The following is a 26,300-nucleotide window of genomic DNA, read 5'->3' on the forward strand; positions in this document are numbered from 1 at the left end:
GCCCTGACGCGAAAAACAACCCAAATATTTGAACAGAGGAGCAACAACATGACGAATCCTTTCGATCGCGAGGACTCGAGTTTTCGTGTTCTGGTCAATGATCTCCAGCAGCACTCGCTGTGGCCGGAGTATGCAGAAGTGCCCCACGGATGGGTAGTGGTCTTCGGACCCGCGCCGCGTGCTGACTGCCTGAGTTATGTGGAGAAGAACTGGAAAGACATCACTCCGCAACCGACCTCCCCATTGGGCGAATCATGATTTCCTTACGCCAGGTCACCAAAACGTTCGGCACGTTTCGCGCTCTGGACCGGGTCAGTCTGGAGGTCCCTGCCGGTACGATTCAGGGTCTGCTTGGACCGAACGGCGCTGGTAAAACGACGATCGTGCGAATACTGACCACTTTGTTGGTTCCGAGTTCCGGAGATGCATACATCGATGGCAAGGACGTGAATCGACAGGCGCAAGCGGTACGAGCTCGATTGGGTGTTTCAGGGCAGTACGCAGCTATTGATGAAAAGCTCACTGGCTTCGAGAATCTGCAGTTGGTGGGAGAGCTTTATGGAATGGCGCGACGACAGGCACGTTCGAGGGCCAAAGAACTTCTGGAGCAATTCCGGCTCGATGACGTTCCCACCGGCCAACTGGCGGGGTCCTACTCAGGCGGAATGAAGCGCAGGTTGGACCTGGCCGGGGCCATCGTTGCTCGACCGAGGGTGGTCATCCTGGACGAACCCACTACGGGCCTGGACCCTCGTGGACGTCGCGATACATGGCAGGCTATCTCCGCTCTGGCATTGAGCGGAGCAACTGTGCTGTTGACGACCCAATACCTTGAAGAGGCTGACGTGTTGGCCGATTCCATCGCGGTCATCGACAGCGGTCGGATTGTGGACCAAGGTACCTCTGAAACGCTGAAAGCCAAGGCCGGAGGTCCGAGGATCGACGTCCGGTTCTCCCCTCAGCAAGCTTTTGGTCCGGTCCGGCAAGCCTTCGCCGAGTGCGGCTTGGAGGGTTCATTTGATGAGAAGGCACTCAGCGCCACGGCGCCAGCGCCTCTGGGCACTGAGAGCCTCCGTTCCGTACTCCGTATGCTGGGCAATCGCTGGGTGGACGTCACCGAAGCGGGACTGCGTCAACCCACACTCGACGAAGTATTTCTGCAAATAACGGGCAAGCCCACCGACGCGCAGTCTCCCGCTGACACCCTCGGCGAAGACCCTATTCGAAATGAGGTCCTTTCATGAGTGCTCTCGCAGCGATCCGCGACGGCAAAACGATCGCTCGCAGGAACCTCACGACTCTGAGGAGAACTCCAGGCGCCCTGGTTACCGGCTTCGCGCAGCCGATCATCTTCGTACTGATCCTGGCTTTCGTCTTCGGTGGGGCCCTCGGCGGGAAGGACTACCGGGAGTTCCTGATCGGCGGGATACTCGCTCAAACCTTGACGTTCAACTCCTCGTTCACGGCCGTGTATCTTGCCAAAGATTTGCACCAGGGCATGGTCGATCGCTTCAGGGTCCTGCCGATGTCGAGAATCGGTGTCATCCTGGGTCGAGTCTGGGCAGATTTGATGACCAGCATGGTGTCGATCATGATCATTCTGATATGCGGAACGGCTATCGGCTGGCGTATCAACGGCGATCCCCTGCACATTGCCCTGACCCTGTTTTTGCTGGTTCTGTACACATTCGCTATTTCATGGGTGGGAGCCGTTATTGCGATGACGGCCCGGAGTGTCGAAGTCGCCCAGAGCCTGGGTCTGCTGTGGCTCTTCCCCGTCTGTTTCATATCCGGAGCATTCGTGTCGGCTGATATGCTGCCTGCCTCCTTGCAAGGCTTCGCACAGTGGAATCCCGTGACCGCGGTCGCCACGGCGGCCCGTCATGGGTTCGGAAATGTGCCTCCGGAGAACTTCCAAGTTGCCACCGGCTGGCCCGCCCAGAATTCCATGTTGTATGCGTTTGTGTGTTGTGCCGTAATCATCGCGGTCTTCGCGCCTATTGCCTCGGCACAATATCGCAGCATCAGCCGTCGATGATCACAATCCTGCGGTTCGACTGCGAAAAATTGGCTCGGGGTTCTTATCCCTGGGGCGGCCTGTCCCCCGACGAGCTGGAGGAGGCTGCCTCTGCGGAGGATCGGGAATATGCGGGCCGGCGTCGTGATCCATTGGACCGCTTCCGAACGCTCAGTTCACGGGCATCGCTGCGCCTGCTCGCCGCTCACCTGCGCGGCCAATCCTCACGGGAGGCACCGATCCTGCCCATTGATCGTTCATGCCACCGTTGCGGGGGCCCCCACGGACAACCATCCGTTGCGGGTCTCAGCTTGAGCACATCCAGCTCAGCATCCTCCGTGTTGGTTGGGGCCGACGCTTCGGAAGCCCCTCTGGGCGTGGACGTCGAAGCGGTTCCCCATGACTTGTTTGCCGGCTTCGACGATCACGTGCTGCACCCTACTGAGAGCATGGCCTGCGTGCGAGCAGGTCGGTCGACTGCAGATTCGCAGTCCGCACGCCTACGTAGCCGTTTGGCGGTGTGGGTTGCCAAGGAGGCGGTGCTGAAAGCCGCCGGCATCGGTCTGGAGCATCCCATGAACAGAGTTCTCCTTGAACCTTCGGACAGGACGACGCTCTGGAGGGACAACCAGCTCACAGGCGAACTGATGTGGCAGCTCGTCACCGAGGCTCAGAGCCCGAATGTTCGAGGGCTTTTCGTGTGCCTTCTACCGTCGGCGGGCGGTCCGGTGAGCGCCGTGGCGACCAATGCGCCCGCGGATGTCCACGACATCGCCCAGAACTTGTTCCAAGGTCGACGGGCCTCTGTGGCCCCGGAACTACGGTCTACACCAAATGCTTCGTCGAGGTCTCCGGGGCGTACTTGATGGTGAAGAGCAGACCGATCAAGAGCACGAGGGCCAGGGCAAACATCGACCACGAGATGCCCCAAGCCGTCAACATGATGGGCAGAATGAAAGTTCCCGCCGCGGAAGCGATTCGGCTCAGAGCATTGAGCAGTCCTACACCGGTCGCGCGCAACCTGGTGGGGAACAACTCGGCCGGATACACCTGCGTCAGGTTCGACGCCGCAGACATCACGAAGGTGTAGACGACGAACGGGATCATGAGCACGGCGACGGAGCCGTCGGCCAGCAGACCCAGAAGCACGAGCGAAACCGTGAGGATCAGGAATGAGATGATCGTTGCACCTCGCCGCGAGAATTTCTGGACGAACCACAACCCGGCGATCCCGCCCAAGAGGAGGAAAATGTTCAAGACCACTTCCTGCACGTGCCCGTCGGATACCTCGAGGTTCTCGAAGATCGTCGGCATGAACGTGTAAATGGCGAAGTAAGGAAGGACGAGCGCGCTGTAGAACACAATGCCGAACCAGGTGTACTTCGCTTGACCCGGGGCAAAGAGTTCGCGAAAACCATGGCTCTCCTCGGGACTGGCGTTTGCGGCCAAATCCGTCGCCGAGATATCTGCCTTGAGATATTTGCCGACGATCTTTTGCGCCTCCTCGATACGACCCTTGCTGATGAGCCACCCTGGAGATTCGGGCGCACCGATTCGGACCACCAGGACGACGAGGGCGGGGATGGCACCGCTGGCAAGCAGTACTCGCCATGATTCTTCCCCCGTGAGGAAGAGACTTCCCAAGACGTTGGCGGCGACGTATCCGACGGTCCACATGACGGTCAGGGAAGACAACATCATGCCGCGAGACTTCCTCGGAGAAAATTCCGAGAGCAGCGTTGGTCCGACGGCGTAGTCCGCGCCGAGCCCGAAGCCAATGATGAGGCGCAGAATGAAAAGGCTGAGAAACCCGTCGGCCCAGAACTGCAGGACCGAGGCTACCGTTATGATCACGAAATTGAGGACGAAGACGCGCTGACGCCCGATGAGATCGCCGACGCGGCCGAGGACCAGACTGCCGAAGAACAAACCGATGAGCGCGGAGCTGGCCAGCAGTCCGGATTCGAGACCGCTGAGGGACCAGCCCGCTGTCAGGGCGGGCAAGAGGGCCCCGATCATCCCCAGGATGTACCCATCCGTGAAATTGGCACCGAAGGTCATGACGGTTACTCGGAGATGAAATCTGTTGAAGGGGATCTCGTCTATGGCCTGCGTCGTGGGTGCGTCCGATATCTTTACCATTCGAATTCCTGATCGCTCGTCCGGGCCCGCTACAATTCAGCGGGAAGCTATGTGATGCTGGCCAGTTCTATTGCGACGAGGTTCGCAATTTCCTGGAAACTTCGGAGGCCGCATGCTGCAGAAGTGCCCCGCAGCTTCTGGTCTTCTGTTTGGTCGATCTGTAGGTGGGGACCAGGATGCTCATGGCCGCAATGGGTCTGTCTCCTCCGTAGACGGGTGACGAGATGGCCGTGACGTCTTCCTCGACGATGTTCTCCGAAACCAAGTAACCCTCCTCCGGGGTTTTTCCCTGGAGGACGCTTCCGGCGGCGGATCCTTGCACGGGGATCGTGTGGCCGACCCAGCTGACATGCCGCACCGAATGGTTTCCCTCGACGATGCTGATGTACAGGACCGTGTCACCGTGTGCCTCGACGCTCAGGTAGACGGATTCGCCCGTCTCGGCCGCCAAATCCTGCATAGGCTGTCTGGAGAGCTCTGCCAGGGAATCGTCGCTGAAGGCTTGGGCACCGACTTGGATGAGACGAACCCCTGGTCGATAAATCCCGGCATCATCCCGCGTGAGCCATTTGCTCGCCTCAACGGTCCGAAGCAGCCGCAGGGTGGTGCTCACCGGCAGTTCCGCTTCGCGCGCAGCCTCGGCCAGCGTCATCGCGCCCTTGTCGCAGACGATCCCCAGCAGATCGAGGGCTCTCTCAACGGTTCGGGTCGAAGTCTCGGCCATGGGATCCTCTCGGTCTCTTGGGTGATCCGGGTAACAATTTTATCCAGTGAAACATTAAAACCGTCTAGTGAAAACCTTAAATTTGAGGCAGACTGTGCTGCATGCGCGAAAATGAGCAGTCCGATCTCCAGCAATTTCGAGGCGAAGACCATCAGGAATCCGACCATTTCGGTCATACGGATCCACCCGTCCAGGTGGACGGAACCGGACTGAGAATTGCCGATTTCGACAGGATTGCCAATGGTGCCGGGGTTCGTCTCGCACCGGATTCCCTTGACCGGCTCCGTCGGCAGCACCGACAAGCCCGTGAGATCAGTGAGCGGCAACCCGTATACGGCCAGTCCACGGGTGTGGGTGCAAATCGGTTCGTCGAGATAGACGAGCATGACGGCGAGCACGGCCTGCGACTGCTCCGGAGTCACGCCGCCGACGCCGGTTCCGACGTTCCCGCGGAAACGGTCCGAGTTATGTTGGCGATTCGCTTGTCTCAGCTCGCGGCGTCCGGAAGCGGGATCAGTCCGGACGTTGCCCAAGGCCTGGAACAAATGCTCCGGGACGATGCTTTGCCCATTATCAGGACCATAGGAGGCATCGGGACAGCCGACTTGGCGGCATTGGCCTCCACTGCACTGGCTTTGAATGGGGAACGCTCAACCACAAGGCCATTGTCCGTAACCGTGTCCTTCGGTCGAGACAGCGCTTTGCCGTTCATGAGCAGCAGCGCGCTGACATTGGCTCGGACGGCACGCTGCTTGGCGCGGCTGCGGGAGCTCGAGCGTTCCTCGCGCGTTGTCGCTGCTCTTTCGGCCACGGCTGTCCGGGCCAACCGGCAAGCTTTCTCGCGCCAAGCAGGCCGCGCCGCCGTGCTTCCCGCGGTGGCCCGGGTCGCGGAAGAAATGCGTGGTCTCCTCGAGGAAGAATCGGAGCCGGCCCGAATCCAGGATCCATTCGGCCTGCGCGCCTACATACAGTCGCAGGGTGCCGTGGTGGAAGCCATGGACCGACTGCTGAACCTCGTCGAAGTCTTGACCTCGACGGCCCAGGAGAATCCGCTCTTCGATTTCGAATCACTAAGCGCAGTGCACCACGGTGGATTCCACCAGGTTTCATTGGGCCTCGCCACCGACGGGTTGAACCTCGCCTTAGCCCAAAGCGCGCCCCTGGTCATGTCCCGCATCACCATGCTCCATGACCCGATGTACACGGGTGCGCCTTCATTCTTGGCCGACGGAACGGATGGCTCCTCCGGCCACATGATGCTCGAGTACATCGCAGCCAGTGCCATGGCGCAGTTGAGAAATACCGCCCAACCAGCATCGATAAACACCGTCGTGCTCTCGCAGGGTGCCGAGGAAGACGCCAGTTTCGCAACTCAAGCGGTCGATCAGCTCGAGCGGGCCGCGGACAGCTACCAGATGATGCTCTCCATCGAACTGCTGTCCGCGCACAGAGCCCTCGATGTGCTCGACAGAACGACATCTTCCCCGCTCAACCGCGCGATACTGCACATGCGGGAGGTGATCCCCGTCGTCACCGCAGACCACGACCTGCGCCCGGACATCGACTCGGCCAGCCGAGCACTCCCGGGTCTGGCTCACGGGATTCTTCCGGAGGCCTGAAGGCCTCTTATTCCGTCCGTCGCCCTGCCTCAATTCGGCTTTCGTCACGGCCCGCGTGCGTTGTGGATCATCCGGCAGATAGCACACCAAGGGCTGCTCGTCGTCAGAAGAACAGAGACAACAAATAGGCGAAGATCAACCCGAAGACGGAAACCAGGGTTTGGACCATCATGTGGGTTTTGGTGGCCTGCCCAAGCGTCATGCCGAAGCTTTCTTTTACAAACCAGAACCCTGAGTGGTTGACCCAGTTGAGGCCGATGGTTCCAGAACCGATGGCTATGACTATGAGCGCGGTATATGGATCCGAATATCCTTCGACAAGCGGTGCCAGCACTCCGGTGGCGGCGACGATACCCGCAGTGGCTGAACCGGTACAGAAGGACAGAAGTAGGCCGATGAACCAACCCAGGAAAATCAGGTTCAGCTCTAGGGACGAGGTGATATCAACAATGGCGTCACCGATGCCTGAGTCCTGCAAGGCCTGGTTGAACGCACCCCCGCCTGCGACGATCATGACGACGCTAGCCACAGACCCCATACTGCTGGTCAAGGATTTACGGATCTGCTTGCCGGAAATCTTCGCCTGGTAAGCGACAACCACGGATGCGAAGAGGACACCGACCAGCATGGAGACCGCAGGATTACCAAAAGCTTCCGTGATGGTGTCCAGACGAGAGTCGGGGGCAAAGAGCAAGACCACGGAGTTGACGAGCATCAAGATGACCGGAACCAAGATACACACGACCGCCAGTCCGCTAGGCATGCTTTTGACCGGCGATACCTCGACGACCGCCGTGGCCACCTCTTCCGAGGGTTGTGCTGCCACCGACCCTGTTGACTTCTTGGACGATTCAGCGGCAAACGCTTCTTCGAGGTCCGTGCCGGTGAATTGCTTGACGAGGTGCTCTGGCGGCTCAAGTTTTATATGGGGTGCGACGAGTTTGGCGTAGACCGGCCCCGACAGTATGACGGTCGGTACCGCACATACCAGCCCGAGCAGGATGGTCGTGCCGATGTTGGCTCCGAGCCCGTCGACGGCGATGACCGGACCTGGATGGGGCGGGACCATTCCGTGCAAACAGCACAGCGCGGCGATGGCCGGCATCAAGATTCTGAGGTACCACATCTTTGGGCGACCGGACTGGACCTCAAGGCGCAAGGCCACTGAGTAGATCACCGGCATCAGGACGACCAGCCCGACTTCGAAAAACATCGGAATGCCGACCACAAAAGCGGCCAGAGTAGTGATCCATGGCGCAGCCCTCGGGGAGCTGTGGGAAAGAATGGTGTCCGCGATCTGGGCTACAGCCCCGGAGTCTGCCAACAGCCGGCCCAACATCGCTCCGAGGAAGATCACGATTCCGGTTTCGCCCAAGATGCTTCCGGCACCGTCTGTCAATGTTTTCGGGATCTCACTCAGCGGTTCACCGGCAGCCAGCGCCGTCAGGAACGCGACGACGACTAGTGCCAGGAATGGATGCAGCTTGGTGCGCCAGTTGATCAGAAAGATCAACACAACGATGGCACAGAGCAGGACCGCGACAAGGTATGCGGGTGTATCAGTGATCATGAACACACCGTACAGTCGAGTCCACTTGTTGGCTAGAGAATACTACCGAATCCTTACATACAATTATTAGTACTGCTGTATTCTCTTGGTTCGCTTAGTATACGCTTGTACTTCAATAGATACAGGCTCGTCATGAAGGGTGGTAGACAGTGTCCGGGACGGAACAAAAGTACGAGGCAGACGTGATCGTCGTCGGTGGAGGCAACGCGGGTTTCACGGCAGCCCATGCGGCGGCCAAGAACGGCCGCCGAGTACTTCTCTTGGAGAAGGGCCCCAGCGACGATTCTGGTGGCAATAGCTTCTACACGGCCGGCGCAACCCGGATTACGCATCAGGGGCTCGAAGATCTCAAGGATTTCATTGAACCCGACGCACGTCACGCAATGACCACGGTCCCGCCGTACACTTCTGAGGACTATGCCGCCGATCTTGATCGGGTCACGGAAGGTCGCAATGACAAAGAACTGACCAAAGTGCTCCTCGACGAAGTCACCGAAACCCTACGATGGTTGCATTCGCTGGGACTGAAGTACCGGCTGATGTACGAACGCCAGTCGTATCAGAACCCGGACGGAACGTATCTCTTCTGGGGCGGGTTGCACGTCGGAAACGTCGGCGGCGGTCAGGGTCTGATGGCCGACCACACACGTGTTGCGGGCGAACTGGGTATCGAGATCCAGTACGGAGTCCGCGGGAAGGAACTGCTCACCGAAGACGGCAGTGTAATAGGCGTGATGGCAGAGGTCGCAGGGAAGGAGATCAACTACTCGGCCGAATCCGTCATACTGACAGCCGGCGGTTTCGAAGCTGACCCAGAAATGCGCTCCCAGTACCTGGGCCAACGGTGGGGTCACGCTAAAGTGCGTGGAACGCCCTATAACACTGGAGACATGCTCAACGCGGCCCTGGCCGTTGGGGCCGCACGTGGCGGCGACTGGTCTAGCTGTCACTCGGTACAGTGGGACGCCTTTACTCCCCACAATGAGAGCAATCGGGAGCTGACCAACAGGCTTACCCGCCAGTCCTATCCTCTGGGCATACTGGTCAACAAAAACGGCGACCGCTTTCTCGATGAGGGCGCTGACTTCCGCAATTACACCTACGCCAAGTACGGCAAGCGCATCCTCGAGCAGCCGGATGCCTTGGCTTTTCAGATTTTCGATGCCAAGACCCGTCCGATGCTGCGTGAAGAAGAATACGAGATGCCTGAGATTTCGGAGGTGACTGCCGAGACGGTGGGCGAATTGGCTGAAAAGCTCGGTATCGATCCCACCCAGCTCCAAAAAACCGTCTCTGATTTCAACTCCCGCATTAACGTCGACGCCGATTTCGACCCCAATGTTAAGGACGGCCGCAGAGCTGACGTGGAGCCGCCCAAAAGCAACTGGGCGGAGGAGATCGACACTGCGCCGTTCTATGCCTATCCGGTCACTTGCGGTATCACCTTCACCTTTGGAGGTTTGAAAACCGACACCCATGGCAGAGTTCTCGACCAGCGCGGGCAACACATCAAGGGACTCTACGCAGCAGGAGAGATGCTCGGCGGGCTCTTCGCCAACAACTATCCTGGGGGTTCTGGCTTGGCGGCCGGTTGCGTCTTCGGCCGCAGGGCCGGACAGATCGCGTAGCGAGACCAAACGACTCCCCTGTATCCTCAGTCCAGACGACGACCGTGCTGCGGTCGGTCGGATCGTTATGGACTTGGGTTTCCGGAGACATCGAACAGACGAGGGAAGAAATGGCACGAGGGGCGGCGAACGGCTTCGATCGCAACGCTATTTTCGAGCAACTGCGTCAAGAGATCATCGAAGGAACCTTGGAACAAGGCTCGCCCTTGAAGGAATCTCCACTCGCAACCCGGTTCGATGTCTCCCGCACCCCGGTCCGAGACGCATTGATGCGGCTGGAACAGACCGGTTTGGCGGTACGGGGGAATCGTGGGCTTGCGGTGAAAAGTATCGATCCGCAGTCGGTCGTACAGGTCTATCGGCTTCGTATTCTGCTCGAAGAAGAGGCCGCCGGACAGGCAGCAGAGAACCGAACGTTCAATGACGTGATCAGCTTGCAGGCCCTCATGTCTCGAGACAAGGAAGTGGATCAGGAAGACGAGCAGGCTCTGGTCCGTGCCAATCTGGATTTCCACGAAGCCGTCTGGCAAGCGACGCAAAACAACCTACTGATCTCATTGCTCAACGAAGTCACAGGCCAGGTAGTACACGCTCCAAAATCTACGCTTTCGGTCGGAAATCGCTGGAGCGAAGCGCTGGAAGAGCACGAAGCGCTGGTGAAGTCCATCGAAGACCGAGACATTGCCTCGGCACGCCGGATAGCCCGCCAGCACTTCGAACAAGCCCTGCACATTCGGATGAGCCTGCTCAGAGAATCCGTACGTCAACGCATCGACGGTTAAAAGGATTCGGCGGCGTCGGTCGTGCGGCCGCTGGGGCGCTGGCACAAGCGGGAGCATGTGTGGTCCTCGCCGTCCGCTAGATACGCCGCGTCCAGTTGCGTCGGCACTCATCGTCGATGACGGCGTGGTCCGTCAGGCCGCTTGCTCGAATTCTGCCTTCATTGTCGTCAACGTGCGTTGGATGTTTTTCCGTTGGAAATCCGAGAACGGCTTGCCGCCGGTGACGGCTCGGTCGAACACACCGGCCAACCAGTCGGGCCACTTCGTTCGCTGATCAGTCCAGGTTTCGGTGACACGCGTGCCGCCGTCGACTTCTTCGAAATCGTAAGCCCACCGGGCGATCCCGCCGCGCAGAATGGGCGAACGAGGCCCAATCTTGCGCACTTCGAAGGCAAAGCTCTTCCCCGGTACGGATTCGGTCACGACGCACTGGGTGATCCAGCGGGCCCTGCCGCGATGGTTGGTGCCGTTGAAAACCTCACTATCGTGCAATGGCCGGCCACCCTCCGGTCCCACGGCCCCAGTATTCTCCGGGCTCCATCGGGGCATCTGCGTTGGATCAGCGACCTGGTTCCAGATCGTCTCAGCTTCTGCTTGGATCACCACGCTGTCGCTTACCTGCATTGTGCGGTTCATTCGGGTCCTCTCCTCAATTGACTCCACACTAGGCCGCCTTCCTCGGAGGTGTATACCTCGCCTCCCGGATAGCGTGCTGGAGAAAGCAGAGGCACCGGGGGTCGGACGGCCAACCGAGCCCTCGTACGCGGCTCTCTGCCTCTCAGCGAGCCCCACCTGCAGGGTCACGGCTGCTCGATGGCATGGACTTTTCGGGGCGCGGTGCTCATACTGACCGCATGGCTATTGATCCAGACTTTGCGCCCGATTTACTGCCCGATGAGGTAGCTCTGCTGGTTATCGGCAGTGGGCCGGCAGGGATGACCGCGGCGCGGAGCTATACCGAGGGCGGCGGACCCGGAACGGTTCTGATCGTCACCGCCGACACGGACCCGCCCTACGAGCGACCCCCACTGAGCAAAGAGATGTTGGCCGGCGAACAGGCAGTCCACCCGCAGCCCATCGATGAGGATCCGTTGCCTGATCAGGTTATGTTGCGGTTGAAGTCCGAGGTCACCGGCGTGGACCGCGAAAGACGCACGGTGCACTACGACACCGTGGACGGGCGGCGCAGCGTTCGGTACTCACGGCTAGTGATAGCGGTCGGTTCCCGGCCAAAGGCGCTGCCCGGCGCCGACGACGACGCCCAGGTCTATCTGCTGCGCTCGTTGCAACAGGCCCGGGAATTGGTGGACGCAGTCGATGCAGCCCGCTCTGCAGTGGTGGTCGGGTCTGGATTCATCGGCTGTGAGGCGGCAGCATCTCTGGCCGGTCGCGGCGTACAGACGACCATGGTCACTCCGGAAACCGCCCCTCAGGCTGCTCGACTGGGGCGGACTGCCGGAGACCGTGTGAGCGTCTGGTTGCGGGAGGCTGGGGTCGAGCTCCGCACGGAGGTGCAGGTCGAGACGGTGCGCGCGCCGTGCACGGTGCATCTGGACGACGGTACGGCGCTCACTCCCGACCTGGTACTCGCCTCCGTCGGGGTCGAGCAGAACGGGGACATGTTCGCCGATGCCGGGTTCCGTGTCGAGCAAGGCCGCCTGATCGTGGACGAGCAATTGCGTACCGGCCCAGCGGAGTGGGCGGCCGGCGATGTCGCACAAGCCCAGCACGCGGTGGCCGGGCGGCAACTCGCCGTCGAACACTGGGGAGACGCGCTGTCTATGGGAGAGATTGCTGGTCGCAACGCCGCGGCGGCAAGCACGGGCGTCGGAGAGCCACGAGTATGGGACGCGGTTCCCGGATTCTGGTCCGTCATCGGCGGGCACACGCTCAAGTACGCGGCTTGGGGCGACGGATACGCGACCGACCACCCGGTCGAATACGAGAACGGCTTCACCGTGTGGTACGCGGATAGGGACGGTACGCTCGTCGGAGTGCTGACGCATGAGGCAGACGCGGACTACGACCGCGGCAGCGAGCTGATCAAGCAGAAACGCCCAGTGCGTGAGGTCGCACGTTGAGGTCAAGGACTCGTGAGCCTGCGGTCTGTCCTTGGTCGCATCCCCTGCGATGATGCGCGGACCACACACGAAAAGCGTTGGGCCGGTCCGCTCCTCCCCGTACCGCTTGGCTTCACCGTGCAGACCAGTGCTATCGCCTTCAATTCGGCTCCGTGAGCATACGCTACAGTCACTTTTCATCAGGGCAAGCCCCCCCCGGGAGCCCGCTCTGTTGATACCGATGTATCAGCGTGCTCTGTGGCCAAACAGAGTCTCGGCGGAGACAGGCTTCATAACCTGCCTTCCCGCGCGTAGTGTGCGGATATGGGACTTCAAGACTTGAGAAGCTTTGGAACCGGGCTCGCCGCAGGGATCGGATCGGCGCCAGCCGTTCTGATGGGCAGAACCGTGGAGACCACCGTCAGGACAAGCAGGGGCAATCCTCGAAACACCGAATTCTCGACTTGAGCTCGAACCTGCTTCAGAAAAATATCCTTGAGGAGCTCCTCCACGAACGCGACCGCCGACTCGGCATTTCCACACCGCACCAACGTGACAAACGCCAGGACATTCCCACTCCAGAGGTAGCTAGTGAGGCGAACTCCTGGCAGAGCGGGCGCACCGTGCAAACGACTCTGCACCAGGTGGATCTCAGACGGTAGGCAAGACCCGACGAGACCCCATTCAACCCCACGAAAGCGAGAACACCATGGTCAGTTCACAGGACCTCACGCTCGAAGAAAAGGCCCAGCTGCTCAGCGGCAAGGACTTCTGGACCACCAAGAACATCGACCGAGTCGGTGTACCGTCCATCATGCTCACGGATGGCCCCCACGGCCTCCGCAAGCAGGCCGGCTCCAGCGACAACCTCGGTATCAATGAATCCGTTCCCGCAACTTGTTTTCCGCCCGCCGTCGCGCTCGGGTCCGCATTCGACCCCGACTTGGCAGAACGGGTAGGCCAAGCATTGGGCATCGAAGCAGCCATTGAGGACGTCTCGGTACTTCTGGGCCCTGGCGTGAATATCAAGCGTTCGCCCTTGTGCGGCCGTAATTTCGAGTATTTCTCCGAGGATCCTTACCACGCGGGGACAGTTGCCGCGGGGCTTGTGCGAGGTATCCAGTCGCAAAACGTCGGTGCTTGTCTCAAACACTTCGCGGCGAATAATCAGGAGGAAGACCGCATGCGGGTTTCCTCAGACGTCGACGACCGCCCGCTCCGGGAAATCTACTTCCGCGCTTTCGAAAGAGTCGTCAAAGAAGCCAAGCCGTGGACCGTGATGTGCTCCTACAACAAGATCAACGGCACATACGCTTCGGAACACTCCTGGTTATTGACGGACGTGCTGCGGGAGGCCTGGGACTTCGATGGAATGGTGGTCTCCGACTGGGGTGCTGTTCACGACCGTGTTGCGGGCGTCAAGGCGGGAATGGATCTCGAGATGCCGTCCTCGGATGGCATTACGGATGCTCAGGTTGTCGACGCGGTGCGTGCAGGCCGGCTGGAGTCAACCTGGGTCGACCGGTCGGCCCAGCGCGTTCTCAATCTGGTCGAAAGGTCCGGCCGGTGGGTGAAGCCATCGGGCCCGCTCGACGTCGAGGCTCATCACCGCATCGCCCGCGAGGCCGCCACGCGGTCGGTAGTCCTGCTCAAGAACGACGGCCAGACCCTTCCCCTGGAGGATGGACAGAGCATCGCCCTCATCGGGGAGTTCGCACGCACCCCACGTTTCCAAGGCGGCGGTTCCTCTCATATCAACCCGACCCGTGTGGACACGGCTCTCGACGCTTTCCGAGAGAAGGTTGGCGAGCAGGTCGACTTCGCGCCGGGTTTCACCTTCGACGGGAAAGGTTCCGAGGCGCTTCGCGCCGAGGCCGTGGAACTCGCTCGCACAAAGGACGTCGCGGTCGTGTTCCTGGGACTGCCCGACGCCGCCGAATCCGAGGGCTTCGACCGAACAACCCTCGATATCCCGGCCGATCAGTTGGAACTCCTGGACGAGGTCGTTGCGGCCAATCCCCGAACCGTCGTCGTGCTCTCCAACGGCGGCGTCGTGGCTCTGCCCTTCGCAGATTCGGTTCCCGCCATTGTGGAGGGCTGGTTGCTCGGCCAAGCAGGCGGATCGGCGGTCGTGGACATCCTGACCGGCGAGACTGCCCCTTCAGGACGCCTCGGCGAAACCATTCCCTATCGACTCGAGGACACCCCAGCCTTCGGGAACTTCCCCGGGGAGTTCGGACACGTCCGCTACGGGGAGGGAATCCACGTCGGCTACCGCTGGTACGACAAGAGGAATTTCGAGGTAGCTTTTCCTTTCGGGCATGGGCTTGCCTATACGAACTTCGAGTACGGCTCCCCCACGGTTTCCGTCAACGACCACGACGACATCGAGGTCCGCGTGCGTATCACCAACACCGGCCAGCGATCCGGCCGTGAGGTAGTGCAGGTTTATGTCGGACCGGAGAATTCAGCCGTTGATCGCGCTCCTCGGGAGCTGAAGGCTTTCGCCTCGGTCGAGGCCGCTGCCGGCGAGTCACGCGACGTCGCCCTGACGATCGACCGGGAGGACCTCGCCTACTGGGACATTCGGGTCGACCGTTTCGTCGTCGAGGCAGGCGTATACCGGGTCGAGGTCGGAGCTTCCAGCCGGGACATTCGAGGCGAAGCCACCGTAGAGCTCAACGGCGACGAAGTACGCCTCCCCCTCACCTCGCAGTCGTCGCTGGCGGAAATCCTCGCGCATCCGACCGCTGGTCCCACGATGCGAGAACATCTGACTACCTTCTTGGGTTCGACCCCGGACGGCGCTGCGTCAGGAGAACAAGACATGGAATCACTGATAGGTTCCCTCCCGGTGGGCCGGCTGGTCAGCTTCGGCATGCCGAAGGAGCAAGTCAAGAAATTGATCAACCTGGCCCAGCAATAATCCGCTTTCGGTGCCGGCGACCCGGCAGAACTGAGGCCGGCAGACCCAGCGGCGTCAATGGTTGCTGAGACTTCGGCGAGTTGCGAGGAAGGTCAGGCGGCTGCGACCTGCACCTGCACTTCCGGAACCGGGCTCAGTCCATCCGTGTCTGGGCCGCCTGGGCGATACGGATGAACTCGTGGATGTTGAGCCGCTCGCCGCGCAGTGAGGGATCGACGCCTGCGGCCTCGAGAATTTCCCCCGAGAGGGCCGAGGAACCGGCCCACCCGGCGAGCGCTGCGCGCAATGTCTTGCGGCGTTGGGCGAATGCGGCGTCGATGGCCGTGAAGAGGACTCCACGATCGACCTCGGCCAGTGGCTGGTCCCGGCGGGTGAATGCGACGAGGCCCGACCGGATCTTCGGCGCAGGCCAAAATACGTTTGTGCCGATCACCCCGGCCTTGGTGACATCGGCGAACCACGCTGCCTTGACGGAGGGCACGCCGTAGATTTTGGATCCGGGCTGAGCGGCGAGCCTGTCGGCCACCTCGTCCTGAACCATAACCAAGCCATGTTTGATGGAGGGGAACCGGTCCAATAGATTCAGCAGAACCGGTACCGCAACGTTGTATGGAAGATTGGCCACGAGTGCATCCGGTGTTTCGGGGAGCTCATGCACTTTCATCGCGTCCGAAAGCACCACATCCAGGCGAGCTGCGCCCTCGGGCCGAAAACGCTGAACGGTTTCCGGAAGCTGCCGTGCCAAAGGCGGATCAATTTCCACGGCGACGACGTGCCTCGCGGAGTCGAGAATGCCCAGGGTCAGCGAGCCGAGGCCCGGCCCAACCTCAAGGACCGTCTCGTTCGGCTGGATCTTGGCCGTCGCAATGATCCTGCGGATCGTATTCGGGTCGATCACAAAATTCTGACCGAGAGTCTTGGTCGGCCTAATACCGGCTCGCTCCGCGAGGTCTCGGATCTCGGCGGCACCCAGAAGAGCTGTTTCCATCACTTCACGAATTCTACAGGCGCATGAGCATGGCTTTATCAGTCACGGGAGAATCCGGGGATGCCCCATGAGCCGTAGACGTCCATCGAGTTCTCCCGGATTTGCGTGCAGAGGTCCGCCAGATGCTCTTCTCTCCGTTGAGCCATGTATCGAACCGTGTAATTGGTCATGTATGAGGCGTTCGGACGTCCTCTGTATGGGTGCGGGGTCAGGAAGGGCGCGTCGGTCTCCGCGAGGAGCAGTTCTGCTCGGGCACGTTCCAGGGATTCTTGGACTCCGTGAGAATTCTTGAACGTCACGGTTCCGGAAAAGGACATGTACCAACCGTTTCGGTTGCACACGTCGGCCAGTTCCGGCCCACCGGAGTAACAGTGAAAGACGGTACGCTCGGGGGCGCCTTCGTCCTCCAGGATTGCGACGACGTCCTCATGCGCATCACGGTCATGAATTTGCAGGGCAAGTCCTAGTTCCTTGGCCATTCGGATGTGCCGCCTGAAACTGTCTTGTTGTGCCGCGCGACCGTCTTCATCGGTCCGGAAGTAGTCCAGGCCCGTCTCGCCTATGGCCCTCACCCGCTCGGAGGCCGCCATGGCTTCTAGTTCGGCGAGGGCATCATGGAGCTTTCCGGCTTCAGCCAGACGGGGCGCTTCGTTGGGGTGGATCGCGACCGCGGCCAGAACACGTGCATCGGCCTCGGCTGCGGCAACGGCGTAGGCGGAGGAGGTGAGGTCGCAACCGACTTGCACGATAGCGCCGATTCCAACGGCTTCGCCCGTATCGAGCGCATCCTTGGCCGAGATTTCGACTTCTCCGTCCAGGAGGTCCATGTGCGTGTGGTCGTCGACGACTGGGGAAGGAAGCGGTTCGGGTGCGGGCGGAAACACAAGGTTGCGAGAGCGACCGTCGCCGCCGGCGGTGCCCCTTCGGCGAGTTCCTTCCCCGGACTGTTCCCCGGTGATCCCCGTGTATCTCTCAGCTTCGTATGCCGGCGGCGTCTCTCCGGTGACGACCTCGGGACGGCGCATGGGATCGGTCCACAAGGAATTCATCAGGTCGACGGCGTCGGGGGCAAGTTCTCGCCACGTGGCGTTGGGATCCGTGCACATGGGTGTATCTTCTCCTGAAATGTCTGGAGGTGGAGTGATTCTATTCTTCGCCCTCGGAGCGTTGGGAAAGCACCGCTTCGTACAGGTCGCGTTTGCTGACGTGGTGCGAGGCGGCCAGTTCGTTGACGGCCTGCTTGAGCCTCATGCCGCCCGCGACGAGTGCCTCGACCTCGTCGGTCAAGCTTTCAGGGCTTTCCGCCTCGGGCTCGGGAGCCCCTTCGACGACGACGGCGATTTCACCACGCACCTGGTGCTCATCGGCCCACATGAACAGTTCTCCGAGCGTTCCGCGAATGACTTCTTCGTGAAGTTTGGTGAGTTCACGGGCGATCACTGCCCGCCGCTCGTCGCCGAAACTCTCGATCAGCGCACCGAGCATGGGCGCCAATCGGTGCGGGGCTTCATAGAAGACCATGGTTCGGCGCTCGGCAAGGAGTTCGGACAACCTGGCCCGGCGTTCGGAGACCTTTCGCGGGATGAAGCCTTCGAAGACGAACCGGTCCGATGGCAGGCCCGATACCGCGAGCGCGGAGAGGACCGCCGACGGTCCGGGAGCGCAGGAGACCGTGAGGCCCTCCTGAACGGCGCGCTCGACGACGCGGAACCCAGGATCGGAAACCGTGGGCATCCCGGCATCGGATATCAGAAGGACCGTCTGTCCGGTGTGGACGGCGGTGACGAGCTCTTCTGCACGACGGATCTCGTTGTGCTCGTGGTTGGTCACAATGCGTCCGCTGACGGTGACCCCCAATCCGGAAGCGAGGGTACGCAATCGCCGCGTGTCTTCGACCGCGACGACATCCGCGCTGGCGAGATACTCCTTGAGCCGTTCGCTGGCATCTTTGAGATTTCCGATCGGGGTCGCCGCGAGGACGAGCTTTCCTTCGTCGGCGGGCCTGAGGGCTTGGTTGGTTTCCGGAGTCGAGTTCACTCATCCAGACTAGCCGTTGCCGGCCCAGAGGTTGTCGCCGGACGCCGACGCTGCCGGGCCGGGCCCTCCATTTCCCGGTCCTGGTGCTCCGGAAGTTCGTAACGGATCTTGTTCTTGATCTTCAGAACCGGCGTCGAGAACCGGTCGCAGACATGGCGGTAGGCTTCAAACCGTTCGGAGAGGACGCCGCAGAAAAAGCCTCGTAGTAGCCGTAAAAGACCGGCTGATAAAGAGTAGTGTATGGCCTCGGCTCACGCGGAGAGTTCCTTGCCCGTACAGCCCGTCGGCACCACGGCTGAACTCCCCGGCAATAACTGCGTCTTTACCCCCGCTCACGACGTGTACGCGGTGCGGCACCGCGACGTGTCGACGACCGATCAGTGTATCCGGCAACCAAGACACCGCTGTCAGGTTCTGCAAGGCAACTTGTTCCCTGTCTTTACGGCGGCTCCCGTAGCATAGGACGAGTGAGAACCACCGATACAGCGACCCCGGATTCTGGCTCCAAGACCTCCTCGGCGCGCCGTTACGGCAAGAACGGCCCGAGGTTTTCGCCCGGCGCATTCCGGCTCGATGCACTCCTGGACCGTCTGCGCGTGGCACCCGTGGCTCTGCCTCGGTATTGGTGGGTTGTCCCAGCCCTGGTGATGGTCCTGGCCGCGCTCCTGCGACTCACGAGCCTGGCGCATCCGAATGCCATGGCTTTCGATGAAACCTACTACGCCAAGGACGGCTATTCGCTGTTCCACTTCGGCCATGAAAGGCAATGGTCCAAGGACGCGAATGCGTCGTTCATCGCCGGGAATCCGGTCCAACCCTCCGAGCAAGCGGAATACGCGGTTCATCCCCCGCTCGGCAAATGGATGATCGCGCTCGGCATGCTGTTATTCGGTGACGACAACCCATTGGGGTGGAGATTCGGGGCAGCACTGTTCGGAACGCTCTCGATCGCAGTGATCATGTGGGTCGCGTGGATGATGTTCCGCTCGATCACGCTGTCCAGCATCGCCGGCTTCCTGATGGCGATCGATGGCCTTCACATCGTCCAATCCCGCCTCGCGCTTTTGGACATCTTCCTAATGTTCTGGTTGTTGCTCGCCTTCGCGTTCCTGGTGGCCGATCGCATATCCGCCCGGAGAAAACTCGCGCGTTTGGTGAGTCAGTCCCGGGGTCGGGGGCCCTCTCAGGCCCCATCGCCCGCATTTCTCAAGTACGGTCCCTGGCTCGGAGTCCGATGGTGGCGGATAGCGGCGGGAATCTCTTGCGGCGCAGCGGTAGGGGTTAAATGGAACGCGCTCTTCTTCGTCGCGATCTTCGGAATCTTGACTGTTCTCTGGGATATTTCGCCACGCAGGGTCGTGGGAATACGAAGTTGGTTCACCGGCGCGCTCCTCAAGGATTCCTGGCCGGCCGCGATATCGATCGTCGGAATCGGGCTGGTCACCTACCTGATCACGTGGACCGGATGGTTCGTCTCCTCGGACGGATTCGACCGTCATTGGGCTGCGGAGCACCCGGGCGAAGGCGTCTCGTGGCTGCCGCCTGCCTTGAGAAGCCTGTGGGCCTATCACGAACAGGCGTACAGCTTCCATACACACCTCGATTCACCGCACACCTACATGTCACCGGCGTGGCAGTGGCTGATTCTGGGACGGCCGACTTCCTACTACTACGAGTCGTACGATTCCGGACAAGCCGGATGCTCGGCGGCGCGGTGTTCGGAAGCGATCCTCAACGTCGGCAACCCGTTGATCTGGTGGGCTGCGGCCGCCGCCATGCTGTTCGTGTTGATCTGGTGGATCATCAAGAGGGATTGGCGCATGGGAGCCATTTTCTTGGTGTTCGCGGTCAGCTACCTCCCTTGGTTCGCGTACCCGCATCGCACGACTTTCTACTTCTACGCCTTGTCCTTTTTGCCGTGGCTCATTCTCGGCTTGACGGCTGTACTGGGCCTGGGCCTCGGTCGACCGGGTGATTCGGTGCGACGCCGCCGACTCGGCTTGGCCGTCGTCGGCGTCTTCCTGATCGCGGCATTGCTGATCACCAACTTTTTCTGGCCGATTTGGACAGGTCACATGATCCCGTATGACCACTGGCGATGGCGTATGTGGTTCGATGCCTGGATCTAGTCCGAGGCTTTCCTTCCACCGGAACAGGAGGCATGAGTGACCAAGCCCGGAACCGAGACTCCTCATGTCCTTGCCCACGCGGCAGCGACCATTCCCTATGGGGTTTTTCGTGCGCACCGGGAACTTCGCACGGTCGGCGTCGGCGGAGACGCTCGCACGCGGGGTATCTCCGGGTCGTCCTCACTGGTTTCCGCGGGTGCGGGTACGGCGGGCCTCGCAGGGTCCGGAGAGGCTTCAGATGTAGATGCCCGGCTGATCAGCAGAGGTGCCGCCATCGGAATATACCGTGCCCAGCAGCTCACGAGGGACATTGCAGACGGCGCTGATCTCATCCTCGCCATGGGACCCCCACCGTCGCTCATGGATTCTGGACGAATGGTCGGCCGAAGCGCACAAAACGCATCTCCTGAATCACGTCGCAGCTCGATTGCCCTCCGCGCCCTCTTCAGATTCCGACGTCGATCCCGCCCTGCGGATGCGAAAGCAACGGGGTCCGGGCCCGTAGGGAAGATGCGGTCAGGGATCCATTCCGCAAGGGACCGGAAGCAGCCTGCCTCGCGGTTTCCGGCATTGAGGGGGGGCGTTCAGAATCTTGCTCCCCCGGCTGGAGCCCTGGGGTTCGGAACGCGCTCAGTACCTGCGGCCCGGAAGGGGTTAGCGGCTCAAACGCTCGCGAATCTCCTGCCGGTCATGAGCCGCCTTGAGCGCCCGTTGCCGCCGGAATGCGGTCGGCCATGCGCTGATGAGAAGCACGGCGCTGACGAGGATGCTGAAGAGACCGATACCTACCGCCGAATCGACCCAGAACTGCTCCGGGAACAACCGGATCAAGCTGTCCGAGACGCGGAAGGCCCAGTTGCCGCCGGAGAAGAAGATTTCATGGAATCCCGTGAAAAATGATTCCCAGCCCAGGGCCCCGAGTATGCCGAGCACGGCCAGTACACCCAAGGTCAGCCACGCGCCCCAGAAAATGCTCTTTCGGATCGCTCCTGGGGCTCGGAGACGGAGACCCTTCATGCACAGTACCGCGATCAGAGAGAATACCGCGATGACGAGGAGAGCCCACAGCATCACATGCTTGACATCGGTCATATGGGAGACCTCCGCCGGGGTGAAGACCGAGTCGCCGTCGGGGGTGGCCACATCGGCCAAGTACCGGGCGGGTGCGAAATTCAGGATGTAATTCAGTCCGTAGGACCCGTAGGTCATTCTGTCTTCCGTGGAGAATCCGAAGGAATCCCCCGGGAATCCGGGGCGGTGGTATTCGAACCACAGGAAAACGGGAGTCGCAATCAACCGGATCCCGACCATCAACGTCGCCAGAGGGACGGCAACCGCGATGACTACTTGACGCAACCGCAAGGCCTTGGGCCGATCCTCCAGCGCCGCCTCACGCGCAGAGACCCTATCGGTCTTCTCGTTCCCATCTTGCGCACGATGCCCCGATCTCGAGGGTGCACTCACCGCGCCGGAACCGGTTGCGGCCTTGCCCGGTACGCCAGGCGACGAGGCCGTCGACCCGCTGTAGGAGGGCTGTGCCGTCTCGGTCGTATCCGACTCCGGAGAGGCCTTCTCCGCGGAGGTTTTCGGAGCGACGTCGGCTTTCACCGCTGGAAGGAGATTGTCCCAATCTTGTTGCGGAGACTCCGCCCAGGGAGTCTCATGATCATCGGGGCGGGAAGGGACGGGCATGCTTCTCCTCACTCAGAATGCGGCGCCGGGCCGCGAAGTACGCCACGGACCCAGGCCAAACTGGGCTACCGTGACGTCATTGCGGTCGGAATCACCAATTGCCGTGCCAGCTGGTGTCCGTGTAATTCTCCCAGGGAATGTTCCAGTCACCGTATCCATTATCCGGATTGGCCTGGCCGTATCCCGTGTTCTGGGTTTCCACGACGTCGCCGACGGTGAAAGTGTCGAAGAAGAACAGTGCGTCATCGGGCAACAGACCGATGCAACCGTGGGAAATATTGGCCACGCCCACCGAGCTGTATGCCGAGGGCTCGGCCTGGTGCACAAACGCACCACTGGCCGTCAAACGGTTGGTGTTCGTGGCTTCGAAGGGTTCGTACCAGTGTTCGTCGCCCTTCTTCAGCCCCAAAGTCTTGGCGTCGAATTTGTACTTCTTGGACTGCTCCATGATGACCAATTTTCCGGTTACGGACGGCCAGTCCTTGTCCCCCAAAGTCACCGGCGCCTCGCGCACGAGCTGGTCGTTGACGTACATCTTCATGGACTTGGTGTTGTTGTCCACGAAGGCATAATGCTTTTCCGCCGTGTTGAAGGTGACCTGGTAATTCTGATTACCGATCTGCCCGTTGCCCAGATTCTTGCCGAGAATATCCGCGTTGATGGTGACCTGCGAACCAGGCGCCCAGAGATCCTGCGGACGATACCTGACCATGGTGTCCGAGTACCACCGGAACCGACCCGGGCCGACACCTCCGCCAGTCACGGTGATGGCAGCTTCGATATCAGCTTTATTGGTTACAGGCTCCGAGAAGTCGAACTGGATCACCTGACCCGTACCGTAGGTCTTGCCGTCTCCCACATTGATCTTGGCGTCGGCTTCGTTGGCGGCGACGACGGTCGAGAATTTGCTGTTTCCCTCGTGCCTGGAAGGTCCCTTGGTCACGGTGTAATTGACCGTGTACTGCGTATCGAATTCGAAGGGCCCCTGAGCAGTCCAGGTCAGACCGTCTTCCGAGACCTGGCCCTCGACGGTTTGGGAACCGCCTTCTATCGTTACTCGCTCGAGCCGACCCTCCTCCGTGGTCACGGTGACGGGATCCACGGGATTGACTTCATCGGTATCGGCCGCAGGTTTGACAGTAACTTGAGGAGTGAAGTCATTCGACGACGATGCCGACCCCGATCCCGAGGACGGAGACGCACTCGAATCGTCGGTATTCGAACAGGCTGTGAGGATGGCCGCGCTGAAGATCCCGAGCGCGCCTCCTGCTACAGCTTTGCGGCGAGTCAGGCCATGTGGTGTTCCTTCTCCCTGACCGGCCAGGCCGCGAATTCTTCGAGGGCCGGCCGACCGGTGGTTCTGTGGAGTCGGTTCGGTCACTATGCAGTATTCCTTCCAATGTGCGGCATACAAGGGCAACCGCGTCCCCCGACGCGGACCTCAAGGCAATTATGAGCGCGGGCCGAGCCCGCGCAAGAAGTGAAGATTGGTGACGTTGTCCGGCACCGCAGGTGATTCTTCCGGCTCTTGCTGCTGCGCCAGAGCACCAGCGCTTTCCCCAGCCGGTGCCATCAACGTATCGTCAACGTCCAAACGAACTATATCCCACCCTCGTGGGGCAGTGAGCCGTGCAGCGTGGAAGGAGCACATGTCGTACGCGTGAGGCTCGACTCGGGTCGCCAGCGGTCCGATAACCACGGTGGATTCCGAATACGCGTACGTCAGGGTATAAGTTGCCTCGCGATGACACATCATGCGCGAGCACATACGAATGTTCTCAGTCATGGGATCCCAAGATTACTACCGTCGGCTGTGAGGACGGTGTGCGTAGGCTAGCTGGCGCGTTTGCGCAGACGACGGCGTTCACGTTCGGACAGGCCGCCCCAGATACCGAATCTTTCGTCCTTGGCCAGCGCATAATCCAGGCATGCTTCACTGACAGGGCATTCCGAGCACACGCGTTTGGCGTCACGGGTTGAACCGCCTTTTTCCGGGAAAAAAGCCTCCGGGTCGGTCTGAGCGCACAGAGCATCGGCCTGCCAGGCGAGTTCACCTTCTTCGTCATCCGTGCCATACTGACCGGCGGCTGCTTGCCACATCTTGAGGACGTCCGGGTCCGAGGAGAACAGGTCCACACGGTTCTCGTGGGAATCGTTCGACGGACCGGTTTTCTTCTCGCGGTCATCGGCCGCGGCGAGAAAAGCAGTTGCTTGGTCTTCCAGGGAGCTCATGGGCTCTCGACCTAAGGCGGAAGGATCGGCAGGATCGACGTACCAGTCGACTGGAACGGAAGGGCTGATACCCCTTCCATCGGAAGCGGGTGATGTGCTCCGGCGCCGCACTGCTTCGCCCATGCTCGTCCTTCCTTGCGCTCCCTGCCGCGCGGTGGTTTTGAAAATTCCACTCATAATTACAACCGTGTAAGCCGCTGACGTCAAGCTCGAATGTGATTCAAAAGTCAAGGACCGACGCTGTTTCCCAACTCACGCCGCATGTCGCGTTCGTCTCACATGCCGGTAGACTCGGCCCATGACGCACACGCCCTCACCCCAGAATTTCGCGAATCTGGAGACATTCAGTCGTTCTCTCGCCTCATCCTCGAGGCCGGCGCTGATTTGGTACGGGCCCGATTCCGAGCGGATCGAACTTTCCGGCAAGGTCACCGAAAACTGGATTGCCAAGTCGGCCAATCTCTTCGTGGATGAGCTCGACGCCGCTCACGGGGATTCCTTGGACGTTGCGGCACCTCCGCACTGGAGGAGTATAGCCGCGACCCTCGGCGCATTGCGCGCAGGATGCGTGGTGAATTCGGATAACGAGGCATCGACCTTCTGGCTCGGTTTCGACGTCGACGATCGCGCGGCGGAGGCGGAGACCGCCGTTTTCATGGCCCGCGGCGCCCTGGCCATGAGCTACGACCAGGAGGTCCAGCAGTGGCCGGATGATTCGCTCGACTACTGCGCCGAGATCAGATCCTTCGGTGACCTTTTCGATCCGATCGATGCGGTCATGGGGTCGCACAGAATCGGCCGCGCCGTGGTGAACGGCGCCTACCAGACGGTGACACTGAACGAGTGGCTCGAACTCGCCTCGTCGTGGTGCGACCGGGTTGCCCAAACGGACGACGACCGCCAAGGCATCATGGTCGATGCGGGCAGCCAGCCGCTGAACTTGGATTTCTTGGCACGAGTTTGCGGGATCGTGGCGGCCGGGAAGGCACTCGTGCTGGTGGATTCCAGCGTCGGTCGCCACGAAGAGCGGCTTGCCACCATCGCCTCTGAGGAGAAGGCAGAATTCTTGGACTGAACAGGCGGGGCAAGTCTCAGGGCGTCGGCGAGGAACCGGATGAACCTCGCCCTCGCGAGCGCCGCACGACCTCGTCCGCGTCCAGGGTTCCCGTCACAATCTCGGTGGCCTCGGTGACGAACCGGCCGACTCGTTCTTCTCGCGTCATGTGAGCCTGCTCGTCCGAGATTTCGGCCTCGTTCTGTCCGCCGTAGACCCAGAATCGGTAAGCGAAGTATCGAACGATCGTGCCCAAGACGGTGCCGACAATTGTTCCGGATATGAACGAGGCCTCTTTCGAGGTCAGCCCCAAGATATAGAACGTGAACATCACGCAACCGGATTCGACGGCTATGCCGATGAGGTTGACGACCGCGAATTGAACGGCCTCCCGAACTTTGTTGTCCTGGCGCTTGTCGCGGAAAGTCCAGAGACGATTGACGATCCAGGAGAAGAGAGTCGCCACGACGCCGGCAATGAACTTTGCTTTGGCGTGCCCTTCGTCCTGGAACCAGGTGTTCATGAGCAGCAACGTGACAGACGCGTTGACGACAAAGGCCAACGCACCGACGATCCCGAACTTCAGGACCTCTTTCAGGAAGAGATCCCACAGCCCACGGACTTTCTCAGCAACGGTCGACACTCATACTCCACGAAATCGGGTATAGGGGACGCCGCAGCGCCGCTCGCCTCCTGTTCC

Annotated in this window: 23 protein-coding genes; 11 read left to right on the plus strand and 12 right to left on the minus strand. The window is 60.8% G+C overall.

Going from position 1 to position 26,300, the window contains the following annotated elements:
• The first annotated feature begins 48 nt into the window (after window positions 1-48).
• Genes sake_RS10065 through sake_RS10080 form a run of 4 tightly spaced genes read left to right on the plus strand, consistent with a single transcriptional unit; the run spans window position 49 to window position 2,883 of the window.
• Window positions 49-258: an MbtH family protein gene (locus tag sake_RS10065; protein ID WP_129360695.1), complete on the plus strand. Its 210-nt coding sequence runs from the start codon at window positions 49-51 to the stop codon at window positions 256-258.
• Window positions 255-1,244, plus strand: a complete 990-nt coding sequence (locus sake_RS10070; RefSeq protein ID WP_178945965.1) for an ATP-binding cassette domain-containing protein — start codon at window positions 255-257, stop codon at window positions 1,242-1,244. The genes sake_RS10065 and sake_RS10070 overlap by 4 nt, the downstream gene beginning before the upstream one ends.
• Complete coding sequence (locus sake_RS10075; protein WP_178945966.1) at window positions 1,241-2,038, plus strand: ABC transporter permease; 798 nt, start codon at window positions 1,241-1,243, stop codon at window positions 2,036-2,038. Before sake_RS10070 ends, sake_RS10075 begins: the two co-directional genes overlap by 4 nt.
• Window positions 2,035-2,883 (plus strand): 4'-phosphopantetheinyl transferase superfamily protein, encoded by an 849-nt coding sequence (locus sake_RS10080; RefSeq protein WP_178945967.1) that lies wholly within the window; start codon window positions 2,035-2,037, stop codon window positions 2,881-2,883. Before sake_RS10075 ends, sake_RS10080 begins: the two co-directional genes overlap by 4 nt.
• On the opposite strand, the gene sake_RS10085 is transcribed toward sake_RS10080, so the two are convergent.
• Together sake_RS10085 and sake_RS10090 are read right to left on the minus strand one after the other, a co-directional pair.
• Window positions 2,843-4,159, minus strand: a complete 1,317-nt coding sequence (locus sake_RS10085) for an MFS transporter (protein ID WP_178945968.1) — start codon at window positions 4,157-4,159, stop codon at window positions 2,843-2,845. The genes sake_RS10080 and sake_RS10085 overlap by 41 nt on opposite strands.
• Window positions 4,160-4,226: 67 nt before the next feature.
• Complete coding sequence (locus sake_RS10090) at window positions 4,227-4,883, minus strand: IclR family transcriptional regulator (protein WP_129360700.1); 657 nt, start codon at window positions 4,881-4,883, stop codon at window positions 4,227-4,229.
• 101 nt (window positions 4,884-4,984) lie between these two features.
• On the opposite strand from sake_RS10090, the gene sake_RS10095 reads away from it, so the two are divergent.
• On the plus strand, window positions 4,985-6,502 hold the full coding sequence (locus sake_RS10095; protein ID WP_178945969.1) for an aromatic amino acid lyase: 1,518 nt from the start codon (window positions 4,985-4,987) through the stop codon (window positions 6,500-6,502).
• A 103-nt stretch (window positions 6,503-6,605) separates the two neighbouring features.
• Here the strand turns inward: sake_RS10095 and sake_RS10100 are convergent, their stop codons facing one another.
• The gene (locus sake_RS10100; RefSeq protein ID WP_165001030.1) at window positions 6,606-8,072 is read right to left on the minus strand and encodes a GntP family permease; all 1,467 of its coding nucleotides are present in this window, start codon (window positions 8,070-8,072) and stop codon (window positions 6,606-6,608) included.
• Between the two features lie 149 nt (window positions 8,073-8,221).
• Here sake_RS10100 and tcuA point away from each other — a divergent pair, with 149 nt between their 5' ends.
• Window positions 8,222-9,700: an FAD-dependent tricarballylate dehydrogenase TcuA gene (gene tcuA / locus sake_RS10105; RefSeq protein ID WP_178945970.1), complete on the plus strand. Its 1,479-nt coding sequence runs from the start codon at window positions 8,222-8,224 to the stop codon at window positions 9,698-9,700.
• Between the two features lie 110 nt (window positions 9,701-9,810).
• A complete protein-coding gene (locus tag sake_RS10110; RefSeq protein WP_129360703.1) occupies window positions 9,811-10,482 on the plus strand; it encodes a GntR family transcriptional regulator in 672 nt (223 codons plus the stop codon).
• A 132-nt stretch (window positions 10,483-10,614) separates the two neighbouring features.
• Here the strand turns inward: sake_RS10110 and sake_RS10115 are convergent, their stop codons facing one another.
• Window positions 10,615-11,118, minus strand: a complete 504-nt coding sequence (locus tag sake_RS10115) for an SRPBCC family protein (protein WP_178945971.1) — start codon at window positions 11,116-11,118, stop codon at window positions 10,615-10,617.
• 218 nt (window positions 11,119-11,336) lie between these two features.
• Here sake_RS10115 and sake_RS10120 point away from each other — a divergent pair, with 218 nt between their 5' ends.
• Both sake_RS10120 and sake_RS10125 read left to right on the plus strand, forming a co-directional pair.
• A complete protein-coding gene (locus sake_RS10120; RefSeq protein ID WP_129360705.1) occupies window positions 11,337-12,563 on the plus strand; it encodes an NAD(P)/FAD-dependent oxidoreductase in 1,227 nt (408 codons plus the stop codon).
• A gap of 688 nt (window positions 12,564-13,251) precedes the next feature.
• Window positions 13,252-15,468: a glycoside hydrolase family 3 C-terminal domain-containing protein gene (locus sake_RS10125; protein WP_178945972.1), complete on the plus strand. Its 2,217-nt coding sequence runs from the start codon at window positions 13,252-13,254 to the stop codon at window positions 15,466-15,468.
• Window positions 15,469-15,601: 133 nt separating this feature from the next.
• Here the strand turns inward: sake_RS10125 and rsmA are convergent, their stop codons facing one another.
• From rsmA to rsmI, 3 genes are all read right to left on the minus strand, one after another.
• Entirely contained in the window at window positions 15,602-16,456 is an 855-nt protein-coding gene (gene rsmA, locus sake_RS10130; RefSeq protein ID WP_178946327.1) for a 16S rRNA (adenine(1518)-N(6)/adenine(1519)-N(6))-dimethyltransferase RsmA, read from the minus strand.
• A 38-nt stretch (window positions 16,457-16,494) separates the two neighbouring features.
• On the minus strand, window positions 16,495-17,505 hold the full coding sequence (locus tag sake_RS10135) for a TatD family hydrolase (protein ID WP_243155774.1): 1,011 nt from the start codon (window positions 17,503-17,505) through the stop codon (window positions 16,495-16,497).
• 97 nt (window positions 17,506-17,602) lie between these two features.
• Window positions 17,603-18,493, minus strand: coding sequence for a 16S rRNA (cytidine(1402)-2'-O)-methyltransferase (gene rsmI / locus sake_RS10140; protein ID WP_129360709.1), 891 nt, complete (start codon window positions 18,491-18,493; stop codon window positions 17,603-17,605).
• A gap of 467 nt (window positions 18,494-18,960) precedes the next feature.
• Between rsmI and sake_RS10145 the strand changes: the two genes are divergently transcribed.
• On the plus strand, window positions 18,961-20,622 hold the full coding sequence (locus sake_RS10145) for a dolichyl-phosphate-mannose--protein mannosyltransferase (protein ID WP_243155681.1): 1,662 nt from the start codon (window positions 18,961-18,963) through the stop codon (window positions 20,620-20,622).
• A gap of 654 nt (window positions 20,623-21,276) precedes the next feature.
• Here sake_RS10145 and sake_RS10150 read toward each other — a convergent pair.
• The 4 genes from sake_RS10150 to sake_RS13565 all read right to left on the minus strand — a co-directional run bounded on the left by sake_RS10150 (window position 21,277) and on the right by sake_RS13565 (window position 24,669).
• On the minus strand, window positions 21,277-22,314 hold the full coding sequence (locus tag sake_RS10150) for a TIGR01906 family membrane protein (RefSeq protein ID WP_178945974.1): 1,038 nt from the start codon (window positions 22,312-22,314) through the stop codon (window positions 21,277-21,279).
• Window positions 22,315-22,405: 91 nt separating this feature from the next.
• Window positions 22,406-23,695 carry an Ig-like domain-containing protein gene (locus tag sake_RS10155; RefSeq protein ID WP_178945975.1) on the minus strand — a complete coding sequence of 430 codons (1,290 nt, stop codon included), beginning with the start codon at window positions 23,693-23,695 and terminating at the stop codon, window positions 22,406-22,408.
• A 69-nt stretch (window positions 23,696-23,764) separates the two neighbouring features.
• Window positions 23,765-24,100 (minus strand): DUF3499 family protein, encoded by a 336-nt coding sequence (locus sake_RS10160; protein ID WP_129360712.1) that lies wholly within the window; start codon window positions 24,098-24,100, stop codon window positions 23,765-23,767.
• A gap of 47 nt (window positions 24,101-24,147) precedes the next feature.
• Window positions 24,148-24,669, minus strand: coding sequence for a WhiB family transcriptional regulator (locus tag sake_RS13565; RefSeq protein WP_129360713.1), 522 nt, complete (start codon window positions 24,667-24,669; stop codon window positions 24,148-24,150).
• 175 nt (window positions 24,670-24,844) lie between these two features.
• Here sake_RS13565 and sake_RS10170 point away from each other — a divergent pair, with 175 nt between their 5' ends.
• Complete coding sequence (locus sake_RS10170; protein ID WP_178945976.1) at window positions 24,845-25,621, plus strand: TIGR03089 family protein; 777 nt, start codon at window positions 24,845-24,847, stop codon at window positions 25,619-25,621.
• Between the two features lie 16 nt (window positions 25,622-25,637).
• Here the strand turns inward: sake_RS10170 and sake_RS10175 are convergent, their stop codons facing one another.
• Window positions 25,638-26,243, minus strand: a complete 606-nt coding sequence (locus sake_RS10175) for a GtrA family protein (protein WP_129360715.1) — start codon at window positions 26,241-26,243, stop codon at window positions 25,638-25,640.
• Window positions 26,244-26,300 lie beyond the last annotated feature (57 nt).

It is taken from the genome of Kocuria sp. TGY1127_2 (assembly GCF_013394385.1).
Lineage (GTDB): Bacteria > Actinomycetota > Actinomycetes > Actinomycetales > Micrococcaceae > Rothia.